At 69.6% G+C, this 20584-nt stretch carries 9 protein-coding genes; 3 read left to right on the top strand and 6 right to left on the bottom strand.

What is annotated here, in order from left to right:
* Positions 1-8 precede the first annotated feature (8 nt).
* Positions 9-1757, bottom strand: coding sequence for a right-handed parallel beta-helix repeat-containing protein (locus tag ACT26F_RS10135; RefSeq protein ID WP_471670408.1), 1749 nt, complete (start codon positions 1755-1757; stop codon positions 9-11).
* A gap of 196 nt (positions 1758-1953) precedes the next feature.
* Positions 1954-5229, bottom strand: a complete 3276-nt coding sequence (locus ACT26F_RS10140; RefSeq protein WP_471670409.1) for a PKD domain-containing protein — start codon at positions 5227-5229, stop codon at positions 1954-1956.
* A gap of 219 nt (positions 5230-5448) precedes the next feature.
* Here ACT26F_RS10140 and ACT26F_RS10145 point away from each other — a divergent pair, with 219 nt between their 5' ends.
* On the top strand, positions 5449-6918 hold the full coding sequence (locus ACT26F_RS10145) for a lipopolysaccharide biosynthesis protein (RefSeq protein WP_471670410.1): 1470 nt from the start codon (positions 5449-5451) through the stop codon (positions 6916-6918).
* Positions 6915-7784: a hypothetical protein gene (locus ACT26F_RS10150; RefSeq protein ID WP_471670411.1), complete on the top strand. Its 870-nt coding sequence runs from the start codon at positions 6915-6917 to the stop codon at positions 7782-7784. Before ACT26F_RS10145 ends, ACT26F_RS10150 begins: the two co-directional genes overlap by 4 nt.
* Here ACT26F_RS10150 and ACT26F_RS10155 read toward each other — a convergent pair.
* On the bottom strand, positions 7742-9139 hold the full coding sequence (locus ACT26F_RS10155) for an O-antigen ligase family protein (RefSeq protein WP_471670412.1): 1398 nt from the start codon (positions 9137-9139) through the stop codon (positions 7742-7744). The genes ACT26F_RS10150 and ACT26F_RS10155 overlap by 43 nt on opposite strands.
* Positions 9140-9351: 212 nt before the next feature.
* Between ACT26F_RS10155 and ACT26F_RS10160 the strand changes: the two genes are divergently transcribed.
* The gene (locus tag ACT26F_RS10160; protein ID WP_471670413.1) at positions 9352-10035 is read left to right on the top strand and encodes a YveK family protein; all 684 of its coding nucleotides are present in this window, start codon (positions 9352-9354) and stop codon (positions 10033-10035) included.
* A 16-nt stretch (positions 10036-10051) separates the two neighbouring features.
* On the opposite strand, the gene ACT26F_RS10165 is transcribed toward ACT26F_RS10160, so the two are convergent.
* The 3 genes from ACT26F_RS10165 to ACT26F_RS10175 form a co-directional block, all read right to left on the bottom strand.
* A complete protein-coding gene (locus ACT26F_RS10165; RefSeq protein ID WP_471670414.1) occupies positions 10052-11023 on the bottom strand; it encodes a glycosyltransferase in 972 nt (323 codons plus the stop codon).
* Positions 11024-11044: 21 nt separating this feature from the next.
* Entirely contained in the window at positions 11045-17434 is a 6390-nt protein-coding gene (locus tag ACT26F_RS10170) for a PKD domain-containing protein (protein ID WP_471670415.1), read from the bottom strand.
* A gap of 188 nt (positions 17435-17622) precedes the next feature.
* On the bottom strand, positions 17623-20523 hold the full coding sequence (locus ACT26F_RS10175; RefSeq protein ID WP_471670416.1) for a PKD domain-containing protein: 2901 nt from the start codon (positions 20521-20523) through the stop codon (positions 17623-17625).
* Positions 20524-20584: the final 61 nt, after the last annotated feature.

Genomic DNA, 20584 nt, shown 5'->3' on the forward strand with positions numbered 1-20584 from the left:
GGCGTGGGTCAGTTCTCCCACAGGATCGTGTCGGCCAGGGAGCCGTCGGCCTCCATGACGTTGCCGGACGCGGAGACGCCCGTGATCCCGTTCTGGACCGAGATCTTGCACTTCTGGTAGACCCGGTTGGCACCGAACTTGTTGCTCGTGACCGATCCGGTGAGCTTGTAGCCGTTGCGGATCTGCAGCTTGACGTTGCAGATCGCGCCGTCGAGCCAGTTGCCCTCGATCCTCAGCCCGGCCGGACCCGTGGACGCCTGGCCCAGGATCGTGTGCGTCTGGGCATCGCGGATCGTGTTGCCCTTGAGCACGATGTTCGTGCCGGTGCTGATCTGGATGTTGTCGTTGTGCGTGGGTCCGCCACTCTGGTTCGGATCGCTCGCGAAGTACGCCGTGTCCTCCAGCAGCGAGTCGACGATCGTCGAGTTGCTGCCCATGATCTTGACGTTGTCCACGCCACCGATCACGTGGATCCGGCGGGCCGTGAAGTTCTGGGCGATGATCCCGTCGAGGTAGACGGTCTGGCGCTCGGGGATGAACTCGGAGTCCTCGATCACGAGGCCCTTGGCGCTGAGCGAGTTGAGCAGACCGCGGAACGAGGTTCCCGTGCCGCCGCGGATGATCGAGTTGGTGATCTTGACGTTGTCGGCCTTGACGTCGACGAACCCGTGGATGTCGAGCCCGTCGATGACGGTGCCGTCCTTCGAGATCACGAGGTTGCCGTCGTGCCGCGTGAGCTTGACGCCGGAGGGAACGCCGGTCGAGCTCGCGCTCGGCTTGCCCGCGCTGGCCGAGCCGGTCGGCGGGGGCGGGGTCGTCGGGGCGGCGGTGGGTGCCGGAGCCGTGGGGGCGACCGTGGCCGTGGTGGTGGGTGCCGTGGTGGGCGCCGTGGTGGCGGCGCTCGTGGGCGGCGTCGTCGCGGGGGGCGCGGTCGTGGCGACGGCGCCACCGGAGGCCGCGATCGCCGTGGCGCCGAGGTTCGCGAAGGAGACCTCGACGGGCTTGGCCGCGTTCGACGAGAGGTAGGACCAGAAGCGGATCGGCGCCGCGGAGGTCAGCCGCTTGGTGGAGCTGTCGACCGCCGCCGACTGCCATGCGGGCATCGTCGTGCCGCCGGGCCAGGCCCGGGCCTTGATCACGACCGGGGAGATGCCCGAGATCTCGGCCTGGACCCAGATCCGCTGGTTCGTCGCGAACGTGGTCGGCAGCGTGCGGCCGGCGAGGTAGGTCTCGGACGAGCCCGACACCCGGACGACCTGGACGGCCATCGTCGAGTCCGGCAGCAACTTGACCTTGACGCGGTACCGGCTGGACGACGACGTGCGCAGGTCGAGACCGGCATAGAAGTCGGCCTTCGTCGCGGGCGCGAGGAACGAGGCCGTCACGCGGCCGTCGAGGATCGTGTCGGGTCCGACTCGGTCGACGGACTTGCCCGGCTGGACGGCGATCGTCGCCGCGGTCGCAGCACCTGCGAGCTGACCCTGGAACGCCGCCGCGAGGATCGCGCCGAGGAGGCCGATCACGAGCGCGATCCGCACACCCACGCCGCGACGTCGGGGACCGGAGTCACCGCCGGAGCCGTGGTGTCCCGGACCGGAGCCGTCGTGGCCGGCACCGCCGGGCATCACCCGCGCGCGGAAGCCGGTGGGGGTCTCACGGACCGCGGGTCCGGGCACGGTGATGGCCTCGGGCTTGGCGCGGCGGCCGGACCCACGCCGGCGGGGGACCGAGGGCGTGCGGTCGACGGTCGTACTCACGTGGTGTTACTCCTCGTACTCGGGCGGGTCCTCGCAGGACGACGAGAACTCGTTGCGCAGCGAGCCCGAGCCGCAACGCGTTCGTGCAAACCTAATGGAAGCGCCCCGAATCCTCACACCCGTCTCGCGGCCAATGCGACGAATATCACACTAATCAGGCCCTTGTCAGGCGAACCACTCGTGTATTAAGGCCACATCACGGAAGTGTTTCGGCGCGGAATGCGTCGTAACTGATCTGGATCGGCGCGTTCGCGACCGCGCTCGACACATACGCCGCCACCCCGACCCCGCCGGCCGCCTGCAGTCCGCTCGTCCCGTCGGACGTCGTCAGGTCCCACGTTCCGGGCTCCGCGTCGGACGCGCGCCACACGCGCGTCGAGAGCGTCGTCGGCGAGGCGCCCGACACGCGCAGCCTCACGGCCAGCGGGGTACCTGCCTGGGCGACCGTCGACAGATTCGTCGACACGAGCGTCGTCTCCGTCGATCCCACGAGGCGGACCAGGGACACGCTCTGGGAGCCATCGGGGTTGACGCGGACCTTCGCCCGGTACTCGTTCGCGCCCACGACACGTCCCGTGACCGAGGTGTAGACGGACGAGACCGTGGGCAGGCGGTCGAGGGCGAACCTCGTCGAGACGTCGGTGCTCGCGGAGGAGACCGAGCCGAGATTCGCGCGCGGCCCCTGTCCCGGCGACAGGGTGAACCGTCCGACCCCGTCGGTGACGGAGAAGATCGAGGGCGAACCCGTCGTCGTCCACGCCCCGCCGACGTCCGCCGAGCCCCACCCGTTGAACTGGACGCGTCCGAAGTCGTCGGAGGCCAGTGCGGTCGGGTCGGGATCCGGCGAGCCGACCGTGACACTGCGCGTCGTCGTGGCGGTGGCCCCGCCGTTGTCCGTGACGGTCAGCGTCACGGTGCGCGTGCCCGCACTCGCGTAGGTGTGCGACGCCGTGGCGCCGGTGCCCGTCGAGCCGTCGCCGAAGTTCCACGCGTAGGACGTGATCGTGCCGTCGGGATCGTTCGAGCCGGAGGCGTCGAAGGAGGCGGACAGGGCGTTCACCTGCGTCGTGAAGGAGGCGTTCGGCGACTGGTTGCCGGCGCTTCCGGTCCGGCCGATCGTGTTGTGCGCCGCGATCGTGGCCGTGCTGAGCGTCTTCGGATAGACGGCCGCCTCGTCCACCGTGCCCGCGAAGTACGCGCTCGTCGGCCGGTTCGGCAGGCCGTTCGTGGCGTCGCCTCCGAGGCGCCAGTAGCCATAGGCGTCGGAGCCCTGCGTCGCGGTCGTCGACGACGCGACCTTCACCCCGTCGACGTGGATCGCGCTGCCCTCGAAGCCGACCGTCGCCACGACGTGGTGCCACTGGCCGTTGTTGTAGGCACCCGGAGTCGTGATCGTGCGCAGGTCGGACGGACGCAGCGAGAAGGCGAGCCGGCCGTTGTTCGTCATGTAGAGCGCGCGGTCGAAGGTGCTGCTGCCGCCCGTGCGCGCCGCCCCGAAGTCCCAGATCATCCCGCCGCGCGTCGTCGTCGTGCGGATCCAGGCCTCGAGCGAGATGAAGTTCGGCCACTGCACCGTGCCCTGGGCCGCCGAGCCGTCGCTCGCGACGACTCCCCCGCTGGAGCCGTTGAGCGTCGCCGCGGACGTGCCGTCCCCGACGGCGCCGCCCTGGCCTCGCGTCACGCCGCCGACGACGGTGCCGTTGCGCCAGGCCGCCGCGTCCACGGCGTTGCCGGAGCCCTCGCCCAGTCGCCAGTAGAGCGCGGGCCCGTCCGCGAGGACTCGCCTCGCGTACGCCCCCGGTGCCGTGCCGCCGGACGGCACCTGCACCGAGGTGGTGGTCGACTGGACGACGTTGCCGTCAGGGTCGATCGCGTCGATCCGATACGTGTGGGCCCCCGGCGTGACCGCCGTGTCGGTCAGGCCGAGCCACGGGCGGTACCACTCCGACGACCTCGACGAGACCTCTCCCACGACGGCACCGTCGCGGACGACCTGGTAGCTCAGGTTCTCCTGGTCGCGGTCCCAGTTCGCCATCCAGCCGACCCGGACCACGCCACCGCCGAGGGGCGCCAGGGACGGAGCCGTCTCGGCGCCGGTGATCTCGGGACCGACCCGGTTGCGCGACAGCCCCGGCCGGGCATACCGGACGAGGCCCTGCGAGTTCGCCAGTCCGCCGCCGGTCAACGTCCCCGCCCTCGGGAACTCACCGCCGAGCAGGACGTAGTCGGCATTGCCCGTGATCGTCCACGCCGCCTGGTTGACGCCCGTGTAGGCGCCCTGGGTCAGCCGCGGCAGCCACTTGAGCAGCCATGGCGACGGCGTGCCCTCCCAGTTGGCGTACGAGTACTTCTCCCGACCGAGCTTCCCGAGGGGCTGCTTCGTGAAGGCCATGCCGTAGTGGAAGGTCCAGGTCGAGGTCTGCCCGTAGCCGTCCGGCAGGTTGCCGCAGAAGTGGGCATGGCCGACCTCGTAGACGACGTCGCCGACCGGCCAGACGCCGTACGTGTCGCCGTGGCAGTCCTCGACCCACACGAGGGTCCCGTCGGACCACCGGATCCGCGCCGTGCCCTCGAGGTTCCCGCCCGAGCCGAAGTGGTAGCCGCCGACGTACAGGCTGTCGCCGTCCGAGGCCATCGAGGTGATCGCGGCGTTCTGCCCGCCGTCGCGCACCTGGGAGTTCGCGGGCAGTGGCTGCAGCGCCCCCGAGGTCCCGTCGAGGACCGCCAGTCCGTACCCGGGGTTCCCCGAACCGTTCACGGTGACGAACGCGCCTCCGATCGCCACCTTGGAGCGGTCGGGCGAGAGCGCCATCGCCCACACGTAGCCGTTGCCGTCGCCGTACGCCAGCGTCGGCGCGAACGACGTGGGCACGCCGGTGGCGGCACTCACCGCTCCGACGCGCGTCCGAGCCTGCCCGCCGATCGCGGTGAACTGGCCGCCCGCGTAGACGGTCGTGGAGCTCGCCGCCACGGCTCGCACGACACCGTTCACGTTCGGCGTCCACGGCAGCACCGCGCCCGTCGTCGGGTCGATCGCCGCGAGCCGATTGCGGGTCTGGCCGCTGATCGAGGTGAAGTCACCGCCCACGTAGATGCGGCTGCCGTCGGGCGACGCCGCGACGGAGCGCACCTGCGCATTCGCGCTGGGAGCCCACGCGGCGATCAGGTTGCCGGTGCGGATGTCGTACGCGAGCAGGTTGCTGCGCGCGGTCGTGTTCGTGTTGGGCGCGCTGCCGGCAGGGCGGGCGTTCGTGAAGCTGCCGCCGACGTACACGGTGTTGCCGACGATCGCCTGCGACCAGACCACTCCGTTGATCTGGACGGTGGGCAGACCGTCCGCCGTCACGGTGGGTGGGGTGGTCGGGTCGGTGGGATCGGCCGGCCGGCTGTCGGCCTGCGCAGGCAGTGCGCCACCGATGAGGACGAGGAGGAGCGTGATGACGAGGAGACCCGCCGGGTGCGATCTGTTCATGGGTACGGTCCCTGGAACGAGGAGTCCTCCGTCCCGGGAACGGCGTCGTGCGAGCGGCACGGAGGTGGTGTCACGCGTGATGAGACACGTACCGCCTGGCTGAGACGTCCCCTCCGAGCGAACTCACCTTTTTTCCATCATGCGTGATGCGAGTCTCATCGCGCCAGTGTCCGTCCCGGATCGGGCCGGAAACTCCGTCGCCGCCGTTAGGATCCACAGGTGGAGCAGCGCGCGACATCCGGAGCGCCGACCGCCGCGGGGGCCCGCGGCGGGACCGATGCCGTCCGCTGGAGCCTCGTCGCGGTGTTCGGCCGGCAGGCCTCGCAGATGGTGGCCGCCCTCGTCGTGGCGAGGATCCTCGGCCCCGACGCCTTCGGTGTCATCAGCGCGGCGACGGTCTACGTCACGCTGAGCACGCTCGTCCTGGACCAAGGGCTCGCGGCCGCGATCGTCCAGCACAAGAACCTCGACCCGCGCGCCCCCGGCGCGGTCGCCAGCCTGAACCTGCTGGTCGGCCTCGTCCTGGCCGGCGCGACCTGGCTGCTGGCGGGTCCCGTCGCGACCTTCTTCCACGAACCCCCGCTGGCGGACCTGCTGCGCGTGCTCGGCGTCGGTCTCATGCTGAAGGCCGTCGCGATCACCCCGCGGGCGATGCTCATGCGGGGCCTGCGGTTCCGCGCGATCGCCGTCGCGGACGTGGCCGGCGGCGCCGTCGGCGCGGTCGCCGCGATCGCCGCCGCCGCGTGGGGCGCCGGATTCTGGTCGATGGCCTGGCAGGTGCTCACGACCGACGCGCTCATCGCGGTCGTCATGGTCTTCGCCGCACGCGTGCGACCCAACCTCTCGACCGCCCCGCTCGGCACGGTGCTGCCGTTCGGTCTGCGGATCCTCGGCGTCAACTCGCTGGCCTACCTCTCGCGCAACGCCGACAACATCCTCGTCGGCCACTACCTGGGCGTGACGGCGCTGTCCTACTACGCGATGGCCTACCGGGTGCTCGTCGTCCCCGTGCAGTTGATCGGTCAGACCGTCAACCGCGTCGTGTTCCCGACGTTCTCCCGGTTCGCCGACGACCGTGAACGCGTCGCCCGCAACCTGATCCGGGCGATCGGGATGCTCGCGATGGTCGCGGTGCCGCCGATGGTGTTCGCCGCCGTCGCCGCGCCGCAGATCGTGCACGTCGTGCTCGGCGAGGCGTGGGCGCCGGCCGTTCCCGTGCTGACCGTCCTCGCGGTCGCGGGAGCGCGCGAGACGGTGTTCTACGTGACCGGCTCGCTCATGAAGGCGATGGGCGCGGCCCGGCTGAACCTGCGCTACGAGCTGCTCGCCACCGTCGTCCAGCTCGGGGGCATCGTCGTCGGCCTGCAGTACGGAGTCGTGGGCGTCGCGCTCGGCTACACGATCGCGGGCTTCCTGCTCTCTCCGGTGCTGCTGGCGATCCAGCGCAGGCTCACCGGCGCCACGCTGGGCGAGCAGCTGCGGGCCGTCGCCCCCGCCGTGAACGGCTCGATCGTGGCGGCCGCCGCTTACCTCGGACTGCGCCTGGCCGGCTGGTCCGACGCCCTGACGCTGGGAGTCGGCTTCCTCGCCTACGCGGCCGTGTTCACGGTCGTCGTGTGGCTCATCCATCGCGAGGCCCTGCGGACCACGGTCGCGTTCGGGGCCGACATCCTCGGGAGGCGCCGGTGAGACGGTTCGCTCGATCGGTCCGCAACCGGGTCCGCACGTACCGCAAGCGGATCCGCAACCGCATCCTCGTCGTCGCGCTGCGCACCCGGAACCGGCTCTCGCGGGGATCGGTCGTCGGCGACGCCCCCGTCGTGGTCTCGCTGACCAGCTACGGCCGCCGGGTGGCGGAGGTGGCGTGGGCCATCGAGTCGATCGGAGCCGGCCGGGTCCGGCCCCGGCGCCTCGTCCTGTGGCTCGACGAGCCGCTCGACCGCGACGCCCTGCCGGTCAACCTGCGACGACTCGAGGCGCGTGGACTGGAGATCCGGCCCACCCGCGACCTCGGCCCGCACAAGAAGTACTACCCCTACGCCGCGTCGATCGAGCACCACGAGCTGCCGCTCGTCACCGCCGACGACGACGTGATGTACCCGCGACGCTGGCTGGCCGATCTGCTGTCCGCGCACGCCGAGGATCCGGACGTCGTGGTCTGCCACCGCGGCAATCGGATCGTCGTCGACGGCGACCGGCTGTCGCCCTACGACTCGTGGCCGAGGTGTCGCAGCGACCGACCGTCGTTCGCGCACTTCGCGACGGGGGTCTCGGGCGTCCTGTACCCACCGCGCATGCTCGACGAGCTCGCCGCGCGGGCGACGGCCTTCACCGACGCCGCACCGACCGCCGACGACATCTGGCTGCACTGGGTGGCCCTGCGTCTGGGCATCCGCGTGCGACAGGTGCGCAGCACGCCGATCCACTTCCCGCTGATCCCCGGGTCCCAGGTCACGTCGCTGACCGAGTCGAACGTCGCCGGCGGCGTCAACGACCGCTGGATCGCCGGGATCTACGGGCCCGAGGACGTCGCGGTCATCGCCGGCGACGACTGATCCGGCTCGTCCTCCGACGGGTCGTCGGGGCGCGGCGACTGCAGGAGCACGCAGAAGCCCATCGCCACCGCCAGCATCGGCAGTGACTGGAAGGTGCCGAACACCTCGGTGTTGTCGCCCATGGCGTGGACGAACACCCAGATCCACGTGCCGGCGGCGAACGTCATCGCCAGTCGCGTCGAGAACTGCCCGTAGGACTCGATCCCGCGAACGCAGGTCCGGATCCCCGCAAGGGTGATGAGGACGATCAGCACTCCGCCGAGAATCCCCACCCGCGTCAGCGAGAACAGGATGCTGTTGTGCGGCGGGTAGTCCTCGGGGAAGACGACCACGGCGACCTGCTGGAAGGCCAGTGACGGCAAGCGGGCGTTGGCGTAGTTCTCCCAGCCACCGAACCCCAGTCCGTGCCACGGGTGGACCAGCCAGGCGTCCCGCGCCGTGGCCCAGAGCTCCCGCCGGGGAATGAGCGCGGTCTGCGACCGCGTGATGTAGTCGTCAGCCGTGTTCAGGGTGATCCACGCCGTGGCCCCCGAGACACCGAGCAGACCGACGGTCGACAGGATGCGCCCGGCCGGCCCGGCACCCGTGAAGGCGGCCCAGAACAACGCGATCAACGGCACCGCGACGAGCAGCGCCAGACCGGTCTTCGAGCCGGAGAAGCCGCAGCCCGTGGCGGCGACGAGCGCGACGATCCATGCCAGGTCGCTGCGTCGGGCCAGCGCGTACATCGCGTAGACCAAGGCCGTCACGCCGAGCACCATCGACGCGCGGTTCCCGTTGAGGAAGAGGATCCCGCCGGCCTTCTCCGGGTACAGCACGTTGTTGACCAGGAGCCCCTCGCTGAGCTGCTTGGTCTTGGGACCCAGGAGCAGCAGGGCGGGCGCCGAGGCGTAGTAGGAGCTCTCGAGGTCGGGGCGGATCCGGAAGAGGATCGTGGAGGCCGCCTCGACGAGGACCACGGGGGTGAGCACCGCGAGCAGCGACGGCACGACGGCGGGGAATCGCTGGATGCTGCCGATCGTGCCCGCGAAGACGAAGGCCACCGCCAGCATCGGTCCGATCCCGTACAACAGGGCCGACATGGGCTGCGGCGACCAGAGGTAGGCCGAGGCGTTCAGCAGGGCGAAGCAGACCACGAGCCACACGACGGGCATCCGGAACCAGCGAGCATCGCGCCACAGCACGTACGGGGCCGTGACGAGCGACCACACGACGCTGATCGGCAGGCCCACGGTGATCGCCGGCGAGAGGTAGTACAGACCCGCGGTGACCCGCGCCCAGCCGCCACGACCGACGAAGTACAGCCCCCACGTGCCGATCGCGATCGCCGCGACCACGAGGCCGAGCAGCAACATGGTCGACTCCGATCTGCGCTGGACGCCACGGCACCGGGCCGCGGCCTCCACGGTACCAACGCGAGCAGCGTCCTTCCCGGGCGTTCCGGGACTTCTCCGAGCCTGAGAAAGCACATGACGATCGCCACATCCGACCCGAGGAGTTGCCGACGTACGTACGATGACGGGGAACTCCATCATCGGGGGTCCGAGCCGAGCAAGAGGGTGAACGAATGGAACTGCGCGCCTACCTCGAGGTGCTGCGTCGCCACTTCGTGGTGTTCCTCGTGACCGCCGCGGCCGTCTTCGGGCTCGCCGTGTACGCGACCTACTCCGCCACGCCGCAGTACAAGGCCACGGCGCAGCTGTTCCTGACGACCCCGGGCGGCAAGGACCAGTCGGCGCTGCAGAACGGCCAGTTCGCCATCCAGCGCGTGCGCTCGTACGCCGTGCTGGACATCCCGGAGGTCTCCCGGTCGGTCCAGAGCGAACTGGACCTCGACCAGAGTCCCGAGGCGATCGCGGCGAGCGTGACGGTCACCGCCGCGACCGACGCCGCGGTGCTCAACGTCACCGCGATCAACACCTCGAAGGAGCTCGCGGTCGACGTGGCCGAGGCCTACGCCGAGTCGTTCTCCGAGCAGGTGGCCACGCTGGAGGCCAAGGAGACCGGAGCGGTGCTGCGGCAGGTGGGCTCGCCGGTCGCCTCCTCGGGCCCCGTGTCGCCCAACAAGCGGCTGAACCTCGCGGCGGGCGCCGTCCTGGGCCTCATCCTGGGCGCGGCCGCGGCCGCCCTGGCCGACATGTTGCGTCCACCCACGCAGCAGTCCGCCCCCCGGTCGAAGCGCTCCACGCGGCGCAGCCGCAAGACGAAGACCGCCGAGACCACGCCCACCGCGGGCGACGAGAACGCCTGAGGCTCCGCGGCCGCGGTCAGGGCCTGCGGTACTCCTGGTAGGACCAGCCCCACGCACCGGAGGCCATGCCCAGTCCACGGGCCGCCGAGCGCAGGCCCTTCGCGCGGTGGCTGAGGGACCGTGTCAGCACACCGACCAGCCATCGGGCGCCGCCGCCGGCCAGCCGGACAGCGCCCGCGACGGTGAGCCGCAGCCGCAGCACGACGCCTCCGCCTGCGGCCATGAGCGTCGTGCGACTCCAGCTGTTCCCACTGCGCAGGGCTCGACGCAGCACCCAGTCCCGGCTCACCCGCGCGGCGGGGACCCGGTCGTCGACGATCGCCTCGTCGCACCAGATCATGCGGCCGCCGCGGGCGACGATCTGCTTCGTGAAGAGCGTGTCGCTGCCGCCGGCGAGACCGAGCTCGGCGTCGAACCGCAGCTCCCACGGCTGCAGTTGCGACAGGTCGAACACGAGGTTGTTCGTCGCGCCGACCTCGATCTCGGTGCCCGTCGGCAGGCGACGCCGACGGAAGAAGTCACCTGCGGCGACGAACTCGTCGGGCTCCTGCTCGAAGACCGACAGGACGGGCCCGAACACGGCGGCGGGCCGGTCGTGCTCCTGCCACGCACCCAGCAGCGACCGCAGCCAGCCATGATGCGGCCGCTCGTCGTCGTCGATGAAGACCAGCAGGTCGTCGCCGACCGACTCGGTCAGGACCCGGTTGCGGCCCGCGGCGATCCCGGGCACGGGCTCGTGGACGTACGTCACCTCGACCGGTGAGGTCGTCGCGAACGCGCGTACGACCGGCTCGGCACCACCCGCGGGGTCGTTGTCGACGATGAGGATCCGCCCGTCGTACTCGCCGACCTCGCCCACCTGCTCGACGAGGGCCGGGAGCAGCCCCAGCACGTCCTCGTTGCGGCGGTACGTCAGTGCCGCCACCGTGAGCCGCAGCCGACCCCGATCCCCCGTCATCATGTCCCCCGTCGTCGCCTGGACCGTCATGAGCTCTCCCCCGTCATCGACTCAACCCGCCGGCACGACGACGAGGTCGTCGAACCGGCCCAGGATCGGGCCGTTCGTCGCACTCGAGGCCAGGTAGACCGCGACACCGATGCCTCCGGCGGCCTGGAGCTCGCTGGTGGTGTCGGTCTTGGTGAGCGTCCAGGCGGCCGGCTCGTTCCCGCCGACCTTCCAGACCTTCGCCCGCACGGTCGTCGGGGCCGTCCCCGTCACCTGGAGGCGCAGTCGCATCGACACGCCCGAGGTGTAGGTCAGGTCGCTGCCGAGCGTCGTCGTCGCGATCGTCGTCTCGACGCCGGAGATGAGCCGGACGAGGTACAGCGTCTGGGTGCCGTCCGCCGCGATCTTGACCTTGGCGCGGTAGTCGTGCGTGCCGATGACGCGGCCGCCGAGCGAGAGGAAGACCCCTCCGCCGTTGGCGATCGTGTCGACCCCGTAGCTGATGCTCGAGTCCGTCGACGTCGACGAGACCGCGTTGAGCGAGGCCTTCGTGCCCGAACCGCCGGTGGCCATCCTGATCGAGCCGGTGCCGCTCGCGACGTTGAACAGGCTCGCGGAGCCACCCAGCGTCCACGCGCCGCCGGTGTCGGCCGCGCCCCACGCGGAGGTGGAGGTCCGACCGAAGGCGTCGACGGCCAGGGCGTTCGCGGGAACCGTGACGGTGACCGTCTTGGTGACCGCTGCGGTCGCCCCGGAGTTGTCGGTGACCGTCAGCTTGACCGTCTTGTCACCGGCGGAGGCGAAGGCGTGCGAGGGGTTCGCCTCGGTGGACGTGCCACCGTCGCCGAACTCCCACGCGTACGACGCGATCGTGCCGTCCGGATCGCTCGACGTCGAGGTGAACGCCGCGCTGAGGTTCGACACCGTCGCCGTGTACGCGGCCGTCGGCCCGACGTTGGGCGCTGCGACCACCGTGACCGTCTTCGTCACGGTGTCGGTGCCGCCGCGGTTGTCGGTGACCGTCAGCTTGATCGCCTTGTCACCCGACGTCGTGTACGTGTGCGAGGGGTTCGCCGCGGTCGACGTGTCGCCGTCACCGAACTCCCAGGCGTACGACGCGATCGTGCCGTCGGAGTCCGTCGACGTCGACGTGAGGTCGACCTTCAGGTTCGTCACGGCCGAGGTGAAGTCGGCCGTGGGCTTCACATTGGGCGCCACCACCGTGATCGTCTTCGTGATCGTGTCGGTGCCACCACGGTTGTCCGTGACCGTCAGCCTGACCGTCTTGTCGCCGGCCGTCGTGTACGCATGCGACGGGTTCGCCGCGGTCGACGTGTCGCCGTCACCGAACTCCCACGCATACGAGGCGATCGTGCCGTCGGAGTCCGTCGACGTCGACGTGAAGTCGACGTTGAGGTCCGTGACGTTCGACGTGAAGCCCGCCGTGGGTGCCACGTTCGGCACGGGGGTGGTCGTCACGGTCTTCGTGATCGTGTCGGTGCCGCCGCGGTTGTCGGTGACCGTCAGCTTGACCGTCTTGTCCCCGGGGGTCGCGTAGGTGTGCGTCGGGTTGGCCGCCGTCGACGTGTCGCCGTCACCGAACTCCCACAGGTACGACGCGATCGTGCCGTCGGAGTCCGTCGACGTCGAGGTGAAGTCGACCTTCAGGTTCGTCACGGCCGAGGTGAAGCCGGCCGTGGGCTTGACGTTGGGCGGCGTCGTGGTGACCGTCTTGGTCACCGTCGCCGTGGCGCCCACGTTGTCGGTGACGGTGAGCGTGACCGTCTTGACCCCGGCCGTCGCGTAGGTGTGCGACGGGTTCGCCGCCGTCGACGTGTCGCCGTCACCGAAGTCCCAGGCGTACGACGCGATCGTGCCGTCCACGTCCGTCGACGTCGAGGTGAAGTCGACCTTCTGGTCCGCGACGTTCGCGGTGAAGGCCGCCGTCGGCGCGACGTTCGGCGTCAGGTCGCCCGGCAGGCTCGCGCCCACGGTCGACGCGACGAAGTCGTCGAAGTTCGCCGTGATGGGAGCGCCGGTGGCCGTGGTCGCGAGATACGTCGCGAGGCTCAGCCCGCCGGCCGCCTGGAGCTCGACGGTCGTGTCGGTCTTGGAGTAGGTCCAAGCGCTCGGCTGCGCCGTGCCGGCCTTCCACACCTTCACCCGCAGCGTCGTCGGCGACACGCCGTCGGCCTGGAGCCGGATCCGCATGCGCGAGTCGAGCGTGTAGTTGAGCGCGGAGCCGAGCGTCACCGAGCCGAGTGAGGTCTCGGTGCCTGCGACGAGCTTGACGAGGTACACCGTCTGGACGCCGTCGGAGCCGATCTTGACCTTCGCCCGGTACTCGTTCGCCCCGACGACGCGACCGCCGACGTAGAGGAACGTCCCGCCGCCGCCGGCGATCGTGTCGAGTCCGTAGGTGAGCGTCACGTCGGTGCTCTGGGAGGTGACACCGTTCATCGCGACCCGCGTGCCGGAGCCGGCCGAGGGCATCTTGATCGTGCCGCGCCCATTCGTCACGGCGAAGTTGCTCGGCGCTCCCGAGGTGGTCCAGGGACCGCCGAAGTCGGACGTGCCCCATGCGGAGGTGGCCGTGCGCTCGAAGAAGTCCTTCGCCAGGAGCCCGGCGGGCGGTGACGTGACCATGATGAACGCGGTCTTCGTCGTGGAGCCGCCACGGTCGTCCGTGACCGTCAGCGAGACCTGGTAGGCCCCGCCGGTCGGGTACGTGTGCGCCGGGCTGGCGACCGTCGAGGTCGTGCCGTCACCGAAGTCCCACGCGTACGAGACGAGCGTTCCGTCGCTGTCGGCCGAGGTCGACGTGAAGGCCGCGGCCAGGTAGGACGAGGAGGAGGTGAAGTTCGCCGTCGGCAGGACGTTCGGGTTGCGCACGACGACCGTCTTCGTGGCGCTGTCCGTGCCACCCCGGTCGTCCGTGACGGTCAGCGAGACCGTGTAGGTGCCCGGCGTCGTCCACGTGTGCGTGGGGTTCGCCGCGGTGCTCGTGGAATCGTCGCCGAAGTCCCACGTGTAGCCCACGATCGAGCCGTCGGAGTCGGTCGAGGTCGACGCGAAGGTCCCGCTGAGGTCCGTCATGTCGGCGGTGAAGCCGGCCGTCGGGGCGATGTTGGGCGCCGTCGCCGTCACGAGATGGCTCGTGGTCGCCGTCAGTCCGTGGTTGTCGGTGACGGTGAGGCTCACCGCGTACGTCCCTGTGGCCGGGAACGTGTGGGTGGGGTTCCGCTCGGTCGACGTGGCGCCGTCACCGAACGTCCAGGCGTAGGACTTCACGAAGCCGTCCGAGTCCGTCGAGGTCGAGGTGAACTGCGTCTCGAGCCCGGCCGCGGAGTACGTGAACTCCGAGACGGGGGCGATGTTCGGCAGCGTGCCGCCGCCGGCGAGGTAGTGGTCCTCGATCTCGAATCGCGACAGGACCCGCGGGTACACCGCGGCCTCGTCGATGTCACCGAGGAAGTGGGTCTCGGTGGCGCCGCCCATCGTGTTGTCGCCACCGAGCTTCCAGTAGCCCGTGTAGTTGCGCGAGACGGTGTTGGGGTTCGAGGCGTCGAGCTTGCCGTCGACCCACAGCTTCATGCCGTCCGACCCGACGGTGGCGACGACGTGGTGCCACCTGTTGTCGTTGAGTGCCGCCGAGGAGTCGATCATGACGTTGGCGCCGTTGTACACGCCGAAGCGGATCTTGCCGCCGTTGAGCATGTAGATCATGCGGTCGGTGGTCGAGGAGGCCGAGCCGCTGCTGCTGTTGCCGAAGCCGATGATCCGGCCGCCCGTCGTGATGTCGGTCTTGAACCACGCCTCTTCGCTGTACACGGTCGGGTTGGCGAACGACGACTTCGACACGACGGTGCCGCCCGCCGCGGTGACGATGTTGAGGAACTTCGTCGGGCGCTGCAGGTTCACCGAGGCGTTGCCGCTGATGAGACCGGGCCGGTTGAGCGTGTACTTGCCCGCGTACGTGCCGTCGACACCGTTGATCGAGGCGTCGGAGGCGGTCGTCCCGCTGGTCTCGGACAGGCGCCAGTACAGCGACGGGTCGGCGTCGTAGACGAGCTTGCCGTAGGCGTCGGTCGGCGAGGCCTTGAGCGCGCTGGGTCGGCCGCTGGCCATCCAGTGCTGGTTGACCTGCTTCGGGGTCAGCACCGTGTCGTCGTACGTCGAGAACTCGTCGATGCTGCCGTTGAGGTAGTTCGCGCCGGACCAGCTGACGTCGCCGCCGATGCGCCAGTAGCCCCAGTAGGGCTGGCCCTTCGTGGCGTCGGCGCGGCCCGCGACCTTCTTGCCGTCGACGTAGAGCACCATGCCGCCGGGGCCCAGAGTCGTGACGGCCTGGTGCCACTGGTTGTCGTTGTAGGAGGAGCCCGACTGCACTGTCAGGGACGAGTTGTTCTGGTAGATCCCGAAGAGCAGCTTGCCGGCGGTGTTCATGTAGAGGTGGCGGTCGTAGCTGCCGGAGTTGCCGACGTTGGCGGAGCCGAAGCCGAAGATCTTGCCGCCGGCGTTGCCGCTGGTCTTGAACCACACCTCGTTCGAGAACGTGTTCGGACCCTGGATCAACTGGGTCGAGGCGACAAGACCGTCAACGGTGCCGTTGAAGCTCGACGCCGTGTTGGTCGAGTTCACCAGCGCACCGGCGACACCCCGCGTGACGCCCGTGCCGGTGGTCGTGTCGTCGACGCCCGCCGTGTCATGGACCGACGCGTCGGCGTCGTCGAGGCGCCAGAACCGGGTGGCGCCGTCGGCGAGTACGGCACGTCCGTAGTCGCCGATCGTGTCGACGTCGGAGATCGTGGTCGTGACCCAGGCCGAGTTCTGGACGTTGCCCGAGGGATCGACGGTCTGGACGCGGTACCTCACGGTGCTGCCGGCGGTGAGGCCGGAGTCCGTCCATGCCATCGGCTTGCCCTCCCAGAACCGTGCGTTCTGGGTCTCCTGGTGCACGAGGGTGTTCATGTCGCCGCGGTACACCTTGTACGTCAGCAGTTGGTCGTCGCGGTCCCAGTTGGACGGCCAGGCGATGCGCACACTGCCCGCGGACAGGTTCGTCACCGTCGGGTCCATCTGCGGGGCGCTGAACTTCGGGCCGACCTTGTTCGGCGCGATCGAGCGCTTCGCGAAGCGGACGAGGCCCGCCTGCGGCGTGCCGTTGACCGCGGGGAACTCGCCGCCGAAGACGACGTAGTCGCCGTTCGGGGACGCGGTGACGTCCCACGCGGCCTGCACGGCGCCGGTGATGGTGCCTGCGGCCAGGCTCGGGAAGAAGTTGAGCAGGGTCGGCGTCGGCTGGCCCGTGTGGTCGGGGTAGCCGTACGGGTCCGTCGTCGCGGTTCCGGTCGCGAACTTGGTGTCGGCCGAGCCGCGGTAGAACGTCCACGGCTCGGTCTGCGGGAAGCCACCCGTGCCGAGGTTGCCGCAGTAGTGGTGGTGCGAGGCGACGTAGAGCACCTGGCCGGCCGGGGCCACGTCGTACGTGTCACCGTGGCAGTCCTCGACGAACTTCAGGTTGCCGTCCCAGTCGGCCATGAACGATCCCTCGATCGTGCCGCCGGAGCCGAAGTGGTAGCCGCCGCCGTAGAAGCCGTCGTCGTCGCCCTTGAGGGACCAGATGGCGGCGTCCTCGCCGCCGTTGCGGACGGCGTTGTTGGCGTTCGCCGGCAGTGGCAGATTGCCACCGTCGGAGGCGTTGAGCAGCGCGAGTCCGTAGCCCGGGTTGCTCGAGTTGTTGACCCGCGTGAACGAGCCGCCGATCGCGACCTTCGAGCCGTTGGCGACGATGCCGCGCACCGCGTAGTCGGCGACGTTCGGCGCGAACGGCGTGACCGCTCCGGTCGCCACGTCGAGGCCGGCCGCGCGGTTGCGCGCGACGCCGTCGATCGAGGTGAACGAGCCGCCGATGTAGACCGTGCTCGCCGTCGCCTGCACGGCGATGACCTGCGAGTTCACGTCGGGCGCGAAGTTCGCGAGCGGCACGCCCGTCGTGGGGTCGAGCGCGGCCACGCGGTTGCGCGGCTGGCCGTTGGCCGTCGTGAACTGACCGCCCACGTACACGGCGGACCCGTCGGGGGCGACCGAGACGGACTGCACCTGCGAGTTGAAGTAGGCGTTGAACTTCTTGATGAGCTCGCCGGTCGTGAGGTCGTACGCCAGCATGTACTTGCGTCCGGTCTCGTCGGTCCCCGCGGCGGCGCCGGCCGGGCGGGCGGACGTGAAGTTGCCGACCGCGTAGACCGTGTTGCCGTAGATCGCCTGATCCCAGACGACGCCGTCGACCTGGACGGTGGGCAGCGCGTCGGCCGAGACCGTGGCGGGCAGGGTGGCCGGATCCGGTGCCGCAGCCTGCGCCGCGGGGGCCAGCAGGACGACTCCGGTGGCGACGGCGGCCACCGAGGTGGTCGTGGCGATGATGCGGCGGATGCCGGGAAGGATGTTGCTCATACGGGTCCTCGTGAGTTCGTGGTAGCGCATCCCCCACGAGCGCCGACCTTGTCAGGTTAGAGGCGGCTCACACCGCTTTGCGGACATTCGCCGACACCCACCAGTCACATCAGTAACAGACATTTCTTCCTGCAACGCGAGCCCCATGTCGGGGTGTGATCCGGTCCACAAACCGTTGCGAGGGAGCCCTACGGGCTGGTCGCCACGAGGTCGTCGAAGCTCAACCGAACCGGCGCGTTGGTCGCCGATCCGGACAGGTACACGACCAGCGCGATGCCCCCCTTGCCCTGCAGCGCGGCCGTCGAGTCGGTCCGGGACACGGTCCAGGCCGACGGCTCCGCAGTGCCCGACTTCCAGACCTTGGCGCGCACGGTGGTGGGCGACGCGCCGAAGACCTGCAGGCGCAGGCTCATCGGCTGCCCGGTGGAGTAGTTGAGGCTGGCTGGCAAGTTCACCGACCCCAGCACGGTCTCCACATTGGCGACGACTCGACTGACGCTCAACACCTGACTGCCGTCCGCGCCCAGCTTGACCTTCGCCCTGTAGTCGTTCGCGCCACTGGCTCGAGCGCCCAGGCTGAGGTAGACCCCGTTGCCGGTGCCGATCTTGTCGGACTTGTACGTGATCGACACGTCGGTCGCCGCCGACGACACGGACGCCAGGGTCGCCGTCGCCCCCGCGCCCGCGGTGGGCATGAGGAGAGTGCCGACGCCGCCGCTCACGCCGAACTGGCCGACCGCACCGCCCAACGTCCACGCTCCACCCTTGTCTGCGCTGGCCCAGCCATTCGTCACCGTTCGCCCGAAGCCGTCGCGGGCGAGCGAATTGTCGGTCGGCGAGGTCACCGTGATCTTCTTCGAGATCGTCGACGTGGCGCCGGCATCGTCCTTGACGGTCAGCGAGATCGTCTTCTCCCCGGGTGTCGCGTAGTCGTGGGTCGCGGTCCGGGCGACGGACGAGGCGCCATCGCCGAAGTCCCAGAGGGTGGACACCACTATCCCGTCCACGTCCGTCGACGTGGAGCTCACGGTGGCCCGCAGTCCGCTGGCGACGACGCTGAAGTCGGCGGTGGGGGCCGCATTCGCGGCCGGGACGGTGATCTGCTTCGTCACGGACTTCGGCGCTCCGTCGTTGTCGGTGACGATGAGCTTCACGGTCTTCTCACCAGCGGTCGCGTAGAGGTGGGTCGGCGAAGCCGACGTCGACGTGTCCCCATCACCGAAGGACCACCGGTACGAGGCGATGCTGCCGCCAGGATCGGTCGAGGTCGAGTTGAAGTTGACGCTGCGCCCGTTCGCCGTGCTCGTGAAATCCGCGAGAGGAGCCGTGTTCGCCGGCACCACGGTCACCTGGCGCGAGATCGTGGCCGAGGCGCCATCTTCGTCGGTGACGGTCAGCTTGACCGTCTTGTCCCCGCCCGAGGCGTACCTCCGGTAGGCCTCCGACCCCTCTGACGTCGCGCCATCGCCGAAGTCCCATGCATACTTCACGATCGACCCGTCCTTGTCGACGGAGATCGAGTAGAAGTCCAGCGTCACACCCCTCACCGTCCACCTGAAGTCCGGAACGGGTGCGACGTTGCCCGAAGTCGCCGTTTCGCCGACGGCCGTCGCGCGGAGCGCGTCGAACGAGGTCGTCACCGGCAGGTTGGTGGCCGAGCCGGACACGTATGACATCAGGGAGACTCCGCCGGCGACCTGAAGCACGGCAGTGGTGTCAGTACTCGCCAACGACCAGGCCGAGGGCTCCGCTGTCTCGGCTGGCCACGCCTTGGCACGTAGGGTCGTCGGCGACGAACCCTCCACCTGGAGGCGGATGAGCATCCTCAGCCCAGGCGCGTATTTCCTGCCGAGAACGACCGAGCCGAGGGTCGTCTCGGCATTGGACACGACTCGGACCAGAACGAGGGTCTGGGTGCCGTCACCGGCGATCTTCACCTTCGCTCGGTAGTCGTTCTTCGAGATCGCGCGACCGCCCAATGAGATGACAGTGCCCCCGCCGTTGGCGAGCTTGTCGACCCCGTACGACACGGTGACATCGGTCGACTTCGACGAGACTGCCGAGAGCGTCGCGCGATCACCCTGCCCGGCGACGCTCGTCGTGATCTTGCCGAGGTTGCCGTCGGTCGCGAAGTCGGTGGCGAACCCGTCGAGAGCCCACTCGCCACCAACGGAAGCCGCACCCCACTCTCGCGCCGTGGAGCGATCGAAGCCGTCCTGCGCCAGTGGAGTCGGGGCCGGTGGAACCGTGATGTAGCGCCGACTCGTGCCGGCGTCACCCTCCGAGTCCACGACGCGCACGGTGACGAGATACGTACCCGCGGCGGGGTAGACGTGGGTCACGGTCTCGCCACTGCCGGAGGTCCCGTCGCCGAAAGTCCACTCCCACGAGATGACGTCGGAGAAGTCGCTCGACTGCGTCCGTGCATGGAGAGTCGCCGAACGACCGCTCACCGAGGGCTCGATCCACGCGCCCGGACCGACGAAGGCGGCCGCCTCGACCGCGTGGGTCACCGACCTGGATCTGCCGCCTGAACCGGTCACCGTATGAGTGACGTCGTAAACACCGGCCGCCTCGTACGTGTGCCACACACTTATCGGCACGTCGGTCGAGCCTCCCCCGACGTACGTGGAGCCGTCACCGAAGTCCCAGATGTGGGTCAAACCGATCTCGTCGTCGCTGCCTGAGGAGAACTCGACTTCGCGAAGAAGCCAGTGGGTCCATCCGAAGTCAGCCGTCTCCTGCGGAAGTTCACCGACCGTCACGCCGTGGGTGATCGACGCCTGAGACCCGTCGTTGTCCGTGACCGTCAACGTGATGGAGTAGGTCCCCGATTGGCCATAGTGACAATCCGCTTCAGAGCCTGAGACCTCCGAACCATTGCCACACATCCACGTCCACGCGGTAATCGAGCCGTCAGGGTCGTAGGCGCCGGACTGCAGATGAACGGTGAGACCCTCTTTCACCCAGAAGAACTCCACTTCCGGACTGACGTTGTCAGCCGCGGTCGCCGCCGCAGCTGTACCCATCTGACCCCCGGCGATGATCAACGCCAGGCTCGCGATCCAACGAACGACACGACCGCTCATGGTGACCCCTCGTCACGAACTCCGAGCCGCCGCACGCGGCCGTTGGGCTGAGCGTAGGGTG

The sequence above is a fragment of the Aeromicrobium sp. SP1 genome, assembly GCF_055663785.1.